Genomic DNA, 15,562 nt, shown 5'->3' with positions numbered 1-15,562 from the left:
CCACACCGTCCTGGGCCAAACCCTGCTACCCGGTACCGGCTACGTCGAACTCGCCACGCGCGCCGGCCACGAGATCGGCTACCCACACCTGGAGGAGTTGATCCTGACCGCGCCATTGGTGCTGCCCGAGCAGGGCGCGGTTGCGGTGCAGGTGCGGGTCGCCGCGGCGGACCACGACGACCGGCGGGCGGTGGACGTGTACTCCCGGGCCGAGGGCGCGCCCGCGGACGGCGCGTGGCTGCACCACGCCGGCGGCGTGCTGACAGCGGCCGAGGCGACCGACGCGGTGCCGGCTTCGCCGGTGTGGCCGCCCGAAGGCGCTACGGAACTGGCGGTGGGTGGCGCCTACGTAGCGCTGGCCGGCGCCGGGCTCACCTACGGCCCGACATTCCAAGGTTTGCGGGCGGCGTGGCGCCACGGCGACGAGGTCTTCGCCGAGGTCGCGTTGCCCGACGGCACGGACGCCCGTGGATATGGCATCCATCCGGCGCTGCTGGACGCAGCCCTGCATGCCGCCGCCCTCGCGGAGGAGACCGGCCAGGGCGGGCGGCCGATGGTCCCGTTCTCCTGGGCCGGGATCAGGCTGGCGGCGCACGGCCAGTCCGCCCTGCGCGTACACGTGCGCCCGGCACCGGGCGGAGCGGTTTCGGTGTGGTGCGCCGACGCCACCGGCGCGCCGGTGTTCGCGGCCGACTCACTGGTGGTACGCCCGGCACCCGAGGCCGGACCCCCGGACCGCGCGGGTGACTCGCTGCTCACGATGGAATGGCTGCCCGCGCCGCTACCGCCGGTGTCGGTGCCGGATCCGCGGACCTGGCTGCCGGCGGGTCGTGGCGCCGTGGCTGTGCGAGCGTCGAGCGCGGCGGCCTTCCCCGACCTGGACGCGCTGCGGCAGGCCTTCGACGGCGCCACCCCCGCGCCGGACGCGGTCGTGGTCGCCGGCTCCGGCTGGGCGGACGCCGGCCCGGGCCCGGCCGGTGTGCACCAGGTCGTCACCGAGATGCTCGCCCTGGTACAGAGCTACCTCGCCGACGAGCGGCTGGCTGGGTCGCGGCTGGTGGTGCTGACGCTCGGCGCGATGGCGGCGGCGGCCGGGGAGTTCGTCCACGACCTCGCCGCGGCGGCGGTGTGGGGCCTGGTCCGCTCCGCCGAGGTGGAAAATCCCGGCCGGTTCGTCCTCATCGACCTCGACGGCGCGGACGACTCGGTGCGCGCCCTGCCGGCGGCTGTGCGACTGGGCGAGCCGCAGCTCGCGCTGCGTGACGGCCGAGCGCTGGTACCCCGGTTGGCGCGATACGGCGGCCTGATGCCGCCATCCGGCTCGCACGCGTGGTCGCTGAAGACCACCGGCGCTGGAGCACAGGCCGCCAGAGCGGTGCTGGTCGCCGAGGCCAACACCGCCGTGCCGCTATCAGCGGACCGGGTCCGCGTCGAGGTACGGGCGGTCGGGATACACCGCAGCCGTACGCTCAGCGTGCGCGGCGCGACACCGAACGAAGACCTGGCCGTCTTCGACGGGGCCGGTGTGGTCACCGACGTCGGCGCGGAGGTGTCCGGACTGGCGCCGGGCGACCGGGTGATGGGACTGTTCGCCACCCCGGCCGGTCCCGCCGCGGTCGCCGATCACCGGCTGCTGCTCCCGATCCCCGCGGGTTGGTCCTTCGTGGACGGAGCCTCGGCGGCGCTGGCGTACCTGACGGCGTACCACGCGCTGGTGGACCTCGCCGGGCTCAAACCCGGCGAGACCGTCCTGGTGCGGCCGGAGACCGGCAGCGCTGGGCTGGCGGCAGCCCGGCTGGCCGAATGCATCGGCGGTGACGTCGTCACGCCGGACAGCGACGCGTCGGCCGCCGGCCAGCCAGCCGACGTGGTGGCCGGTGGGCCACCGCCACCGGCGGGCGGCCGCCTCGCCGACGTCCGCACGGCTGTGCGGATCGCGCCTGAGCACGCCAGGCGGATGCTCGGCGAGCTGGCCCAGCTGTTCGCGAACGACGTCGTGAAACCGTTGCCCGCGACCGCCTGGGACCTCGGCCACGCGGTCGACGCGGTCCGCCACGCCGCCGCACCGGAGCGGTCGGGCACGGCCGTCGTGCGCATGCCCACCCGGGTCGATCCCGCCGGTACGGTGCTGCTGACCGGCGGTACCGGCGAGCTTGGCGGCATCATCGCCCGGCACCTGGTGACGGAGCACGGGGTACGGCAACTGCTGCTGGTCAGCCGGCGCGGGCCGGACGAACCGCGCGCCCGCGACCTGTCCGCCGAACTGTCCGCGCTAGGCGCACGGGTACGCGTCGAGGCGTGCGACGCCGCCGACCGCGACGCCCTGGCGGCCGTGCTCGCGTCGATCCCCGCCGAACACCCGCTCAGAGGGGTGGTGCACTGCGCAGGCGTGCTGGACGACGGCGTCGTCGGCTCCCTCACCCCGCAACGGATGAGCGCGGTGCTGCGCCCGAAGGTCGACGCCGCCTGGAACCTTCACGAGCTCACCCGAGACCTCGACCTGTCGATGTTCGTGCTGTTCTCGTCGGCCGGCGGTACCTGGGGTGCGCCCGGCCAGGCCAACTACGCCGCCGCCAACGCGTTCCTCGACGGACTCGCGTCGTACCGGCACCGCCAGGGCCTCGCGGCGGTGGCACTGGCCTGGGGCATGTGGGGCGGCCGAGGGATGGCCGGCGAACTGCCGGAGACCGACCTGGTCCGGATGGCGCGCGCCGGCGTGCTGGGGCTGTCCGCCGACGAAGGGCTGGCACTGTTCGACATCGCCCTCGCCGTCGGCGGGCCGGTACTGGTACCGATCCGGCTTGACCTGGACGCGTTGCGCACGCACGAAGGCGCCACCCCGGCCATCCTGACCAGACTGGCCGGCGGCGCCGCTCGGCGGGTCACGGCGGCGGCGGGCGACGACGCGACCGCCCTGCGCGCCCGGCTGGCGGCGCTGCCCGAAAACGAAGCCGGGCGGGTGCTGGCCGATCTGGTCCGCGCGCACGCGGCCACGGCGCTCGGCCACACCCACTCGGCGGCGATCGACGACACACAACCGTTCCTGGATCTGGGTTTCGACTCGCTGACCACAGTGGAGCTGCGAAACCGGCTGGCCGCGGCGACCGGAGTGCGGCTGCCGGCCACCGTGGCCTTCGACCACCCGACCCCGGCCGCGCTCGCCGGCTACCTGCATCGCGAGCTACGGCCGGAGGGCGGCGCGGGACCGCCCGACGGCGACGAAGCGCGGCTGCGTGCGGCATTCGCCGCGATCCCCATCGCGCGGCTGCGCGCGGCCGGCGTCCTGGACGTCCTGCTCGGCTTGGCCGGCCTGCACGACGGCGAGCCCGCCGCCGACCCGGACGACGACGGGATCGACGACCTCGACATGGCGAGCCTGATCGACATGGCGTTCGCCGATGACGCGCGCGGACTTGGAGACCCCCAATGACTGAGTCGCCCGAACGGCTCGCCGAGGCGCTGCGCAGATCCCTCAAGGAGGTCACGCGCCTGCGGCAACAAAACCAACGACTGGCTGCCGCCTCGCTGGAACCGATTGCGATCGTCGGCATCGGCTGCCGGTACCCCGGTGGGGTCGATTCGCCCGAGGCGCTCTGGCAGCTGGTCGACGGGGCGCGCGACGCGATCACCGGGTTCCCCACCGACCGGGGGTGGGACCCGGACGACCTGTACGACCAGGACCCCGACCGGGCTGGCAAGACCTACGTGTGCGCGGGCGGATTCCTGACCGACCCCGGCGCGTTCGACGCGGACTTCTTCGGCGTCGGAGCGCGCGAGGCGCTGGCGATGGACCCGCAGCAGCGGCTGTTCCTGGAGTGCGCCTGGGTCGCGCTGGAGGAGGCGGGAATCGACCCGACCACGATCCGGGGCAGCACGACTGGCGTGTTCGCCGGTTGCAGCATGCCCGACTACGGCGACGCGGCGAGCGCCGGCGCCCAGGGCGTCGAAGGCTTCCGGGTGACCGGCACCGAGCTGAGCATGGTATCCGGTCGGGTGGCGTACACGCTGGGGCTGGAGGGCCCGGCCTTGACGGTGGATACGGCGTGCTCGTCGTCGCTGGTGGCGTTGCATCTGGCGGCGCAGAGCCTGCGGCGGGGGGAGTGCTCCCTCGCCCTGGCGGGCGGGGTGACCGTGTTGGCCACGCCGGAAGCCTACGTGGGGTTCTCGCGCCAGCGCGGCTTGGCGCCGGACGGCCGGTGCAAGTCGTACGCCGACGCGGCCGACGGCACGGCGTGGTCCGAGGGAGTCGGTGTGCTTGCCCTGGAGCGGTTGTCCGACGCCCGGCGCAACGGCCGCCAGGTGCTGGCGGTGGTGCGCGGCTCGGCGGTCAACTCCGACGGCGCGTCGAACGGTTTCACCGCGCCGAACGGGTTGGCGCAGCAGCGGGTGATTCGGGATGCGTTGGTGGATGCGGGTGTTGACGGCGTTGATGTGGATGTGGTGGAGGGGCATGGTACGGGGACGGTGTTGGGTGATCCGATCGAGGCGCAGGCGTTGTTGGCGACGTATGGGCGGGGTCGGCCTGCTGGGCGTCCATTGTGGTTGGGGTCGTTGAAGTCGAATATTGGTCATGCGCAGGCGGCTGCTGGTGTGGCTGGTGTGATCAAGATGGTGTTGGCGTTGCGGTATGGGGTGTTGCCGAGGACGTTGCATGTGGATGCGCCTTCGTCTCATGTGGACTGGTCGGCCGGTTCCGTCGAGTTGCTGACCGCGTCACGCTCGTGGCCTCGGCCGGCTGGTGGGGTGCGGCGGGCGGGGGTGTCGTCGTTCGGTTTGAGCGGGACCAACGCTCATGTGATCGTGGAGGAGGCGCCGGAGCCTGTAGAGCCCTTGGCGTCGGCGGAGCCGGTGGTGTCGTCGCTGCCTGGTGTGGTGGCGTGGCCGGTGTCTGGTGTTTCTGGGCCGGCGTTGCGGGCACAGGCCGCTCGGTTGTTGGAGTTCGTTGCTGGGCGTGGCGAACTGGATCCGGTGGACGTGGGTTGGTCGCTGGCGACGTCGCGGTCGATGTTCCGACATCGTGCGGTGGTTGTCGGCTCTGACCGTGACGAGTTGTTGCGTGGGTTGGCCGCGCTTGTCGACGGGGAGCCTGGTGCCGTTCAGGGCACCGCTGGTGGTGGTTTGACGGCGTTCTTGTTCGCTGGTCAGGGTGCGCAGCGGTTGGGTATGGGCTCGGGGTTGGTGGAGGCGTTCCCGGTCTTCGCGGAGGCGTTCGACGGCGTGTGTGCCGAGCTTGACCCGCATCTGGACCGCCCGTTGCGCGAAGTGATCGCCGACGGTTCGGGCGGGCTGTTGGATCTGACTGGTTGGGCGCAGCCGGCGTTGTTCGCGGTTGAGGTGGCGTTGTTCCGGTTGTTGGAGTCCTGGGGTGTGGTCCCTGACCTTCTGTTGGGGCATTCGGTTGGTGAGTTGGCGGCGGCTCATGTGGCCGGTGTGTGGTCGTTGCCGGATGCGTGCCGTCTGGTGGCCGCTCGGGCCAGGTTGATGCAGGCTCTGCCGTCCGGCGGTGTCATGGCCGCGATCCAAGCCTCCGAGACGGAAGTTCGTGGGCTGCTGACTTCTGGTGTGGATGTCGCGGCGGTGAACAGTCCCGGCTCGGTGGTCGTCTCCGGTGACGAGGAGCCGGTCGCCGCGGTCGAGGCCCATTTCGCCGGTCTGGGTCGGCGGGTGAAGCGGTTGCCAGTCTCGCATGCGTTTCATTCGGTGCGGATGGAGCCGATGCTGGCCGAGTTCGCCCGGGTGGCCGAGTCGTTGTCCTATGCCACGCCGACGTTGTCGGTGGTGTCGAATCTGACCGGTCGGGTTGCCGCGCCTGAGGTGTTGTGTGAGCCCGGGTATTGGGTGCGTCAGGTGCGTGAGCCGGTCCGGTTCGCCGACGGGGTGGCTACTCTCGCTGGGCTGGGCGTGACCCGGTTCGTCGAGGTTGGTCCGGATGCCACGTTGACCGCTCTGGTCGGGGAGTGTCTGGGCCAGGACGCTGTTCTGGTGCCGGTGTTGCGCAAAGACCAGCCCGAGCCGCAAACCGCGGTGACGGCTCTGGCCCGGCTGCATGTGCACGGTGCGCCTGTCGACTGGACGGCCGTGTACGGCGGGGGCCGGCGGGTACAACTGCCGACGTACGCCTTTCAACGCGAGCGGTACTGGCTGCCACCGGTGCCAGCCGCCGCCGACCTGACCGGCGCCGGTCTGGACCCGGCGGGCCATCCGCTGCTGGGCGCGGTGATGGAGTCACCTGACTCCGGCAGCCTCGTGCTGACCGGACGCCTCTCCCTGCGGGCTCTACCATGGCTTGCCGATCACACGGTTGGCGGCACGGTGCTGTTTCCGGGCGCCGGGTTCGTCGAGATCGCGATCCGCGCCGGCGACGAAGTCGGGTGCGGGCGGCTTATAGACCTCACCGTGACGGCCCCGCTGGTCCTCGACCGGACGACAGGCGGGCGGATCCGAATCGTCGTGGCCCCACTGGACGGCGCCGGGCGTCGGCGCGTCGACGTGTACTCCCGGGCCGAAGACGCGCCGTCCGCCCCGTGGACGCTCCACGCCTCCGGTTCGCTCGGCCCTGCGGCAGCGGCCATCGATGCGGTCGGGAAGACACCCTCCGAGGCACCGGACCCGTCCGCGGCCTGGCCACCGGCCGGCGCCGACGAGGTCGACCTGGCGGGCGCATACCAGCGACTGGCCGAGCACGGCTACGGGTACGGACCGGCGTTCCGCGGCCTGTACGCGGCGTGGATCTCGGGTCCAGACATCTACGCCGAGGTGATGCTTCCGGATGGACTCGACCCGGCGGGATACGGCATCCATCCGGCGTTGTTGGACGCGGTGCTGCACCCACTCGCGCTCGCCGCCGGCCTCACCGACGCCCCGATGGTCCCGTTCGCCTGGTCCGATGTCGAGCTGCACGCGTCGGCGGCCACCAGCCTGCGGGTCCGGTTGCGGCCGACCGGCCCGGACACGGTCGCGGTGGTCGCCACCGACCCGGTCGGGCGGCCGGTGCTGTCGGTCGGGTCGCTGGCATCGCGCCCGATGGCACCCTCAGACGAGCAGGGCAGACCCACCCCGCCGCGGGACGCGCTGTTCCGGGTCGATTGGGTGGCGTGGCGCGGCGCCGAGACACCGACGGTCAGCTCGTGCGCGGTGCTCGGTACGGCCGACCCCGACCTGCTTACCGCTCTCACCGCCACGCACCACCAGGTGCGGAGCTTCACCGACCACGTCGCACTCGCCGCCGACCGGGTCAGCGGTGCCGCACCGGATCTGGTGTTCGTCGCGTTGAGTGCCGATCCGGCCACTGTGGGCGGCCTGGCTGAGGCCGCGCGGTCGTTCACGATCGCCGCGCTGAACCTCATGCGGGAGTGGGTATCCGACAGCCGGGCCGATTCGGGGCGGCTGGTCCTCGTCACCCGGGGAGCCGTCGCCGCCGTACCCGGCGATGCGGCCGACGACCTGGTACATGCTCCACTGTGGGGACTCGTGCGCGCCGCGCAACAGGAGTACCCGGACCGGTTTTCCGTGCTCGACCTCGACGGCCTGGATCTGCCGGCGGCGACTGTAGTGGCCGCCCTGTCGTCGGGCGAACCCGGCCTGGCCGTGCGTGCCGGTCAGGTACTCGTGCCGAGGCTGGCCGCTGTCGCGCCGCCGCCCGCCACTGCCCTGGACTTGGACCCGGACGGGACGGTCCTGGTCACCGGCGGCACCGGCGCCCTCGGTGCGGTTGTCGCACGGCACCTCGTCACCGCGCACGGCGTCCGGCACCTCCTGCTGACCAGCCGGCGCGGGCCGGACTCGCCGGGCGCCGAAACGTTGCGGGTCGAGCTGGCGGAGCTCGGGGCGACCGTGACCCTGGCGGCCTGCGACACGGCCGACGAGGAGGCAGTGCGGCGCCTGCTCGACGGCGTGCCCGCGCGGCGGCCGTTGACCGCGGTCATCCACGCCGCGGGAGTGGTGGACGACGGCGTCCTGACAGCGTTGACACCGGAGCGGATGGACGCGGTGCTGCGCCCCAAGGTCGACGGGGCATGGCACCTGCACCGCCTGACAGCGGGCCTGGACCTGCGCGCATTCCTGCTGTTCTCCTCGGCCAGCGGCACTTTGGGCGCCGCGGGCCAGGCCAACTACGCGGCGGCGAACGCGTTCCTCGACACGCTCGCACACCACCGGCGAGTGGCGGGTTTGGCGGGGCAGGCGTTGGCCTGGGGGCTGTGGGCCGAGGAGGGCATGGCAGGTGGGCTCCAGCAAGCCGACCTCGCCCGGATGGCCCGCTCTGGTGTGCTCGGCCTGGCAACCCGCGACGGTCTCACCCTGCTCGACGCCGCCGCCGGCACCGACGCGGCGGCGCTGGTACCCATCCGGCTCGACCTCGCGGCGCTGCGTCGCCGGACGGCCGAGTTGCCAGCGATCCTGTCCGCGCTCGCCGGTGCCCCAGCCCTCGCCCGGCGGCGGGTCGCGACAGACACCGGCACCGAAGCGGACGCCTGGTCGCGGCTGGCAGGGCTGTCGGGTGTGGAGCTTGAACGGGCCCTGCTCACCCTGGTGCGCGCGACCGCCGCGGCAGTGCTCGGCCGGGACCAGCCGGCGTCGATCGACCCGGAACGGGGCTTTCTGGAGCTCGGGTTCGACTCGTTGACCGCTCTGGAGTTCCGCAACCGGCTCGATACGGTCACCGGGCGGCGGCTGCCGGCGACCCTCATCTTCGACTACCGGTCACCGGTGGAACTGGCCGCGCACCTGCACGCCGAGCTCGTGGCGGCCAGGCCGACCGAGCCGTCCGGTGTGGAAGGACCGGAGGCCATGGCGGCGCTGGAGGAGCGGTTGGCCGCGCTGGAGGCCGCGCTGGAATCCGCCGCGCCGGACCCTGCCGCCCGCGCCCGCCTGGGGCACCGGCTGCGGACACTGGCGGCGGCGTGGACCGCGACCGGTGACACGACCGGCGCCGAGGCCGGCCACGACATCGGCGCGGTCAGCGTCGAGGAGCTCTTCGGCATCCTGGACGAGGAGCTGGAGTCGTCGGCATGACCCGGAGCTGTGATCGAGCCCGGCGACGCGGATCAGGGTCAGGCCGTCGAGGTGAGCTGCGTTGGCAGCTCGCTGCGGCCCCGGATGCCGAGCTTGCGGTACACCCGGGTCAGGTGCTGCTCGACGGTGCTGATCGTAATGAACAGGCTGTTGCCGATCTGGCGGTTGGTCTTGCCCGACGCGGCGAGTTGCGCCACCCGCAACTCCGCCTGGCTCAGCGCCGACGATTCGGCGGTCTCGCTGTCTGGGCCCGGTAGCCCGGCCGGGTCCACGACGTCGGACACGGGCGGTCTTGTCGCGACCGCGGCTCTGGCCTCGGGCGCGGGCGGCCTGGTCATGGCCGCGATGCCCGAACCAGATGCCCCCGCGGGGGCCGCGGAGCGTGCCGTCCGCTGGCCCGGAATGCGGACCGGTTGGGCGGATTGACCCGGCTCCGGCCGGCGTGGTGGGTGCTGGCCCGACCCGGGAACCTTGAGAACCCGGGCCATCTCCAGCCGGTCGCCGGACCGTTCGAACTGCTCCAGCGCCTTGGCGAGCAGCGCTGGGCGCTCGGCGGGGGAGCCGGCCAGCGCGAGAATGCGCAGCGCGGCGCCCCGGGAGGAGGCGTCGGCCTCGGTCGTCTGATCGATCTGCTGCTGTGCCAGCTCCTGGGCCAAGGCGACGTTGCCCAGCCTGAGGTTGGCCTCAGCGAGGTCCGTGCGCCACGGGACGAGGACCGGCAGGTCCATGTTGCGCCGGACCATCAGCCGCCGGCACTGCTGGAAGTCACTGATCGCGGCGAGCACCCGGTCGGTGGCAAGGTGGTACCTGCCGCGCGCGCGCAGGTACCGCAGGCCGCCCACCGTCTGGAACATGGCGTCGGGCACCGGTTGCCGCAGCGTCCCGGCCGCCGCGTCGAACGCTCCGGTCGCGGTGTCCGCCATGAGCAATGTGGTCAGGGGGTGGCTGATCGACACTCCCCAGCCCTGGGTGCCGAGCAGGGCGAGCGCGGCACGGGCTCGACCGGCGGCTGTCTCCACGTCGCCGTGACGCAGCGTGACATTGGCCCAGACGCTGTCAAGCAGTGCCTGCCACGTCACCGCACCGCGGCGGGCCGCTTGCTCGCTCAACGTGGCGCACCAGTACTCGGCGCGCTCCACCCGGTTGTCGTAGGCCAGCGCGAGGATCGCGGTCGCCAGCGCCTCCAGTGTCGTGTCGGCGAGCGGGCAGTTGCGAAGGATCCGCTCGGCACTGGCCGTGGTGGCGTCGCCGGGCCCCACGGTCCAGACTCGGGCCAGCGTCGCGGCGGTGTGCTGCCACGGATCACCTCGCCGGGCGGCCAGGTTGGTGTTTTCGGTGCCGGCCCCGGCGCCGAAATGCCAGTAGCAGGCGAGCCCCAGCTCCGCGTCGGTGCGTGGGTCGCTCGTGTCAGGCGATTCCCTCAGCATGTCCATGGCCCGGCCGAACGTCAGGTCGTCGCCGTTCCACAGCGATTGCCTGGCCAGCGTGACAGGTTCGGCGAGTTCCGGCGGCGCGGCCGGGTCGGCCTGGTGCAGAGCCGCGAGGTACGCCGCCGCCGCCGACGGGTTGACGCGCCACGTGATCCGGGCCAACGAGCTGAGTATCGCGCGCCGTTCCGCCGTATCGGTGGCCGCCGCGGACGCCAACTCCAGGCACTGCCCGGCGAAGCGGACGTTGTCGGCGAGTGCGGCCTGCTCGGCCGCCTCCCGCAACACTCGGATCGGCCAGCCGCCGGGCGCCTGCCCTGCCGCGATCAGGTGGGCCGCCACCTCTTCGGCAGACGAGGCCCGGTGGTGTTTCACCTCCGCCGCTCGCAGGTACAACTGTGCGCGTGCCGCCGGGGACAAGCTGTCCAGGGCCGCCGCGGCCGCGCTGGCGTGCCGAAAGCTGCCGTTACTCAGCAGGCCGACGCCGGCGAGGATGGTCATCATGTCGCCGGCCACGTCGGCCGTGACCTCGGCGAGGCGGGCGACCAGATCCGGCGAGCTGGGCTCGCCCAATACCGCGATCGCCCCGGCGACCTCCCGCAAGGGCGAGTCCCATCGGTGCAGGAACGTCAGAACCGCGTGGCTGAACGCCGGACCGACAACCAACGAGCCGTGGCGGTCGCCGCCACGGTAATCCTCGATCAGCGCGTTGACGAGCATCGGGTTGCCAGCGGTCAGCTCGTGCAGCCGGGCCACCAGCTCGCCGTTGAGGGGTACGCCCAGGGACTCGGCGGCCAGATCGCCGATGGCCTGCTCTGACAACGGCGCCAGGCGGATGTGGTGGTGCGGCAACCTGGTGAGGTGCGCGTGGAGCGTGGGGTCGGCGGTGTTCGGCGGATCGCACCGAGCCAGCACGATCAGCATCCGGACCGACCGGATCCGGCGCTGTAGCTGCAGAATCAGCCGTAGCGAGCTGTCGTCGGCGAACTGCACGTCGTCGACGGCGAGGACGACCGGCCGCTCCCGGAAGCAGCGGAGCAGGATCTGGCAGATGCCCCGCGTGAGCGGGATCATCGGCGTCGAGGTCTGGGGACCGGACTGGTGCTCGGCCGGCCGAATCGCATCGGTCGCGGCGAGAATGTCGGCGACCTGGTCGGCCATCTCCGGTGGCAGCGCGGAATTGGTGAACATCTGGTCGATCACCCCGGCGCTGAGCCGTTGCTCGTCCGGTGCGCCCGTCGCGGTGAGGGTCAGGACCCCCGACTCCGCCGCATGGTCCAGAAACTCGTGCAGCACCCCGGTCTTGCCGCTGGCGACACCGCCACTGACGAGCACGACCCGGCCGGAGCCGGCCGCGCTTAACGCGAGCTGCTCGCGGAGGAACGCCTGCGCTTCGCCCCGTACTGACACGCTTGCCGGCCTACCGTCCGGGTATGGCGTCAAGCCCTTGGCGACCACCGCGTGCTTGAGTACCGCGTCGATTCCACTCATCCCCGATCCGGTTGATCCAGGCGGTCGCTTCGGCGTTTCCGCCAACGTGTCGCAGGCCGCTGGCTTTGCTTGTTCTGCGCTTTTGTGCAAACCGCCAGGTGAGGCGGATTGCAGGCCAGATGCCTCTCAGCAAGCAGCGGTAGCTGCCGCAGACATAATGGTCGACGTGACCCGGTACTGACTAGACATTGGCCTGGCAGAAAATTGAGTCGTTTGGATCGGCAGTTGTGCCGGGATTGTGCAACGGGCACGGAATGGGGCCATTGGTGAACTGAAACCGAAATACTCCTCGCATTCATTGTCACCTCTTCGTGGACAATGTCGGATTTGGTGCGTCCGTCCGGCTGGTGGCCAAAGCCGGGTTGGCCGGCGTTTGGACGAGGCCCGTTAGGGGTGGGGTAGGGGTTGATCAGATCGGCCGGATGTGGCACTTTCATGGTGCTATGACGCTTATAGGCGAAGATGTCAGCCCGTGGATCAGGCAGTTTCACCCGAGTGTGGATGCGCCGATCCGGCTTGTCTGTTTCCCGCACGCCGGCGGCTCGGCGTCGTACTACTTCCCGGTCTCCCGCGCGCTGGCGCCGAGCGTCGATGTCGCGGCGGTGCAGTATCCGGGCCGGCAGGACCGCCGCGGTGAGCCGTGCGTCGAGGACATTTGCGAGCTGGCGGACGTGATCGCCCTCGAGATGCGGCCTTGGTGCGACAGGCCGCTGGCACTGTTCGGGCACAGCATGGGCGCGACCGTGGCCTACGAGGTCGGGCGGCGCCTGGAGCGCGCCGGCACGATGCCCATGGGCATCTTCGCCTCCGGCCGGCGCGCCCCGTCCATTGACCGCAACGAGTCGATCCACCTGCGTGACGACAGGGGCGTCGTCCAAGCGCTCCAGGAGCTCAGCGGCACCAACTCGACGCTGCTGAGCGACGACGAGTTTGTCAGCATGGTGCTGCCGGCGGTGCGTGCCGACTACAAGGCGGTCGAGACCTACCGTCACGCGGACGGCCCGGTGCTCGCCTGTCCGGTCACCGCGCTGGTGGGCGACACCGACCCGATGGCAACCGTCGAGGACGCCGAAGCCTGGCGCGCCCACACCACCGGCACCTTCCGCATCAAGGTCTATCCTGGCGGCCACTTCTACCTCACCGCGCAGGTTGACTCGGTGCTGAACACAATCGTCGACCAACTCGCGGAATGGACGTCGGGCGCACGCTGACGCGTCGCCCGACCACCGATTGTCGACGTCAGGATTACAGCACGAGCCGCACCAGCTCGAACGCCTCGGCCAGGTCAGCGCCAATCTGCGAGCCGCGATACTCCGCCAGTGCTCGGACGCCGCGCTCGCTCCGCGGGTTAGGCCAACGTTCGACCTCTTTACCATATGCACGCAACGCCTCGATCTTGCGTTCCAGATGGGGTTCGTCCAAAATCTCCCAGCAGTTCGGCCGGAATGTGGGAACGACGCCCGACGCTTCCGCACAATCGGTGGCGGAGCGTACCTCGAAGCATCGGATTTCCCGGACGCTGCTGCGCGTCGGACGCCCGGCGATCCGCGCCGCCCGGCTCACCAATTGATGGTCGACGCTCAATTCGGCCATGCTCGTAGTGAACAGCATGTCCGGCTCGAAATCACGGACCTCCCGCTCGACGACGCGGTTCAGCTCCAACTGGCCGACGACGTCCAGCCTGCTGTCGCCGTACCCGTTGATCCGTACCCGTTTGATGCCGAGAATGCTCGCCGCGGCCTGGATGCACGCCGTGCGGTCCGTGACGTCCATCCCGGCGATCGAGCGTGCGCTGTCGTCGTTGGTGAGCACGCACAGCCCCACCTCGACCCCGGCCTCGGTGAGCTTCGCGATGGTGCCGCCAGCACCCAATGTCTCGTCGTCACCGTGCGCTGCCACGATGAGGAGCCTCTCCAGGCCCGTTCGGAGGATGCCGGTCATAGCGCGATGTTCGCCTGTGGAAGGTATCCCGTCATGTCGACAAGCTCGATCGACGGCACCCCTAACGAGTCACACATCCGGACGAACCGGGACGCCTCCAGGGCTGCCAGTGACTCCAAGCAGCCAGCCTTGCGAATCGGGTTGTTCGCGGTGACACCGCTGCCGTCTGGGAAGTGCGGAGGCGGCACCGAGCCGGTGCCCAGCGGTGCGACGTGCGCATCTGCACAATTGCGCGGGCGTACATCAGGGTCGACATCGGACGATGCCGTTCGTGGTGAAAGTACAACAGATGTTTTCATCAGTCGGATGCTCCGGTTGCCTGCTCCGGTTGCCGGTCTTTGCGATCCGCCATGCCTTTCGCTCAACGCTTGGATCAGCGGGCACGTTGCCAGCGATCGAGGGGCGCGACAACCCCTAGCGTCGATATCCGGACCGCCGTGGCCCAGGACTCGCCGCGTGTTCGGCCGGCGCTCTGGGGTTGCGTCCAAACAGGCTAGGGGTGGGCGCTCGACTCGTTCGTTCGTACGGTGTACGCGTGGCGCAGGCCCCGGTCCGCCCGCCCGTCGGCCGCCGTGTATGCCGGACAGGCGAAACTCTGAGGAGTGAAGTCTTAAGTGGACAAGTCCGATGAAAAGCTGGTCACCGCCCTCCGGTCGGCGCTGAAGGAGAGCGAGCGGCTTCGCGAGCAAAACCGGCGACTGACCCGGGTCAGCCGCGAGCCGATCGCGATCGTCGGCATGGCGTGTCGCTTTCCCGGAGGAATCAACTCCCCTGAGGACTTGTGGGACCTGCTCTCGACCGGCGGTGACGCGATCGGCGAGTTCCCAGCCGACCGCGGCTGGGACCTGGACCGCATCTACGATCCGACCGGCGAGCGGCCCGGCACCAGCTACGTTCGCGAGGGTGGCTTCCTCCACGAGGCGCCGAAGTTCGACGCCGACTTCTTCGGCATCAGCCCGCGCGAAGCCCTGTTGATGGACCCGCAGCAGCGGCTGCTGCTGGAAGTGTCGTGGGAGGCACTCGAACGCGCCGGCATCCCACCGCATTCGGTCAAGGGCAGTCCGGTCGGTGTCTTCAACGGCGTGATGTACCACAACTACCCCGGAAGCTACGGTTCCTCGGGCGTCGTCTCCGGCCGGGTCGCGTACACCTTCGGCCTGGAAGGGCCGGCGGTCACAGTGGACACGGCATGCTCCTCCTCACTCGTGACCCTTCATCTCGCGGTCCAGGCGCTACGGCAGGGCGAGTGCTCGCTGGCGTTGGCCGGCGGCGTGACGGTGATGTCCACACCACGGACATTCATCGAGTTCAGCATCGACGGCACGCTGTCGAAAGACGGGCGGTGTCGGACATTCGCCGACTCCGCCAACGGCACCGGCTGGTCCGAAGGCGCTGGCATGCTGCTGCTGGAGCGACTGTCCGACGCGCAGCGCAACGGGCACCCGGTGCTTGCGGTGGTGCGCGGGTCGGCCGTAAACCAGGACGGCGCGTCCAATGGCATGGCGGCGCCCAACGGTCCGGCGCAGCAACGGGTGATCCGGCAGGCGCTGGCCAACGCGCGTGTGTCAGCCGACCAGGTGGACGTCGTGGAAGGGCACGGTACCGCCACCGTGCTGGGCGACCCCATCGAGATCCAGGCGTTGTTGGCGACGTATGGGCGGGGTCGGCCTGCTGGGCGTCCGTTGTGGTTG

At 70.9% G+C, this 15,562-nt stretch carries 5 protein-coding genes and 3 pseudogenes; 5 read left to right on the top strand and 3 right to left on the bottom strand.

The features are described from left to right. Positions 1 to 10: 10 nt before the first annotated feature. The 3 genes and pseudogenes from ACFFIA_RS15100 to ACFFIA_RS42510 all read left to right on the top strand — a co-directional run. Positions 11 to 2,596: pseudogene (locus ACFFIA_RS15100) on the top strand (SDR family NAD(P)-dependent oxidoreductase); the annotation flags it as partial. A 435-nt stretch (positions 2,597 to 3,031) separates the two neighbouring features. After that, a pseudogene (locus ACFFIA_RS42515) lies at positions 3,032 to 7,014 on the top strand (beta-ketoacyl synthase N-terminal-like domain-containing protein); the annotation flags it as partial. A gap of 9 nt (positions 7,015 to 7,023) precedes the next feature. Beyond that, positions 7,024 to 9,012, top strand: a complete 1,989-nt coding sequence (locus ACFFIA_RS42510; RefSeq protein WP_446686968.1) for a type I polyketide synthase — start codon at positions 7,024 to 7,026, stop codon at positions 9,010 to 9,012. Positions 9,013 to 9,050: 38 nt separating this feature from the next. On the opposite strand, the gene ACFFIA_RS15090 is transcribed toward ACFFIA_RS42510, so the two are convergent. Next, positions 9,051 to 11,930, bottom strand: a complete 2,880-nt coding sequence (locus tag ACFFIA_RS15090; RefSeq protein ID WP_377251291.1) for a helix-turn-helix transcriptional regulator — start codon at positions 11,928 to 11,930, stop codon at positions 9,051 to 9,053. 443 nt (positions 11,931 to 12,373) lie between these two features. On the opposite strand from ACFFIA_RS15090, the gene ACFFIA_RS15085 reads away from it, so the two are divergent. Next, the gene (locus tag ACFFIA_RS15085; RefSeq protein ID WP_377251297.1) at positions 12,374 to 13,141 is read left to right on the top strand and encodes a thioesterase II family protein; all 768 of its coding nucleotides are present in this window, start codon (positions 12,374 to 12,376) and stop codon (positions 13,139 to 13,141) included. A gap of 34 nt (positions 13,142 to 13,175) precedes the next feature. On the opposite strand, the gene ACFFIA_RS15080 is transcribed toward ACFFIA_RS15085, so the two are convergent. Both ACFFIA_RS15080 and ACFFIA_RS15075 read right to left on the bottom strand, forming a co-directional pair. Next, complete coding sequence (locus tag ACFFIA_RS15080; protein ID WP_377251289.1) at positions 13,176 to 13,871, bottom strand: PIG-L deacetylase family protein; 696 nt, start codon at positions 13,869 to 13,871, stop codon at positions 13,176 to 13,178. 17 nt (positions 13,872 to 13,888) lie between these two features. Further along, positions 13,889 to 14,029: pseudogene (locus ACFFIA_RS15075) on the bottom strand (carboxyl transferase domain-containing protein); the annotation flags it as partial. Between the two features lie 456 nt (positions 14,030 to 14,485). Between ACFFIA_RS15075 and ACFFIA_RS15070 the strand changes: the two are divergent. Further along, a partial coding sequence (locus ACFFIA_RS15070; protein ID WP_377251287.1) for a beta-ketoacyl synthase N-terminal-like domain-containing protein occupies positions 14,486 to 15,562 on the top strand: 1,077 nt, incomplete at its 3' end.

This window comes from Phytohabitans kaempferiae, from assembly GCF_042433955.1.
Classification (GTDB): Bacteria; Actinomycetota; Actinomycetes; order Mycobacteriales; family Micromonosporaceae; genus Phytohabitans; species Phytohabitans kaempferiae.
This window is presented reverse-complemented; position numbering and strand designations above follow the sequence as displayed.

Excerpts from the sequence above, each read along its gene's own strand:
- ACFFIA_RS15085 (WP_377251297.1), top strand. The coding sequence starts at position 12,374 with ATGACGCTTATAGGCGAAGATGTCAGCCCGTGGATCAGGCAGTTTCAC.
- ACFFIA_RS42510 (WP_446686968.1), top strand. The coding sequence starts at position 7,024 with ATGGCACCCTCAGACGAGCAGGGCAGACCCACCCCGCCGCGGGACGCG.
- ACFFIA_RS15080 (WP_377251289.1), bottom strand. The coding sequence starts at position 13,871 with ATGACCGGCATCCTCCGAACGGGCCTGGAGAGGCTCCTCATCGTGGCA.
- ACFFIA_RS15090 (WP_377251291.1), bottom strand. The coding sequence starts at position 11,930 with ATGAGTGGAATCGACGCGGTACTCAAGCACGCGGTGGTCGCCAAGGGC.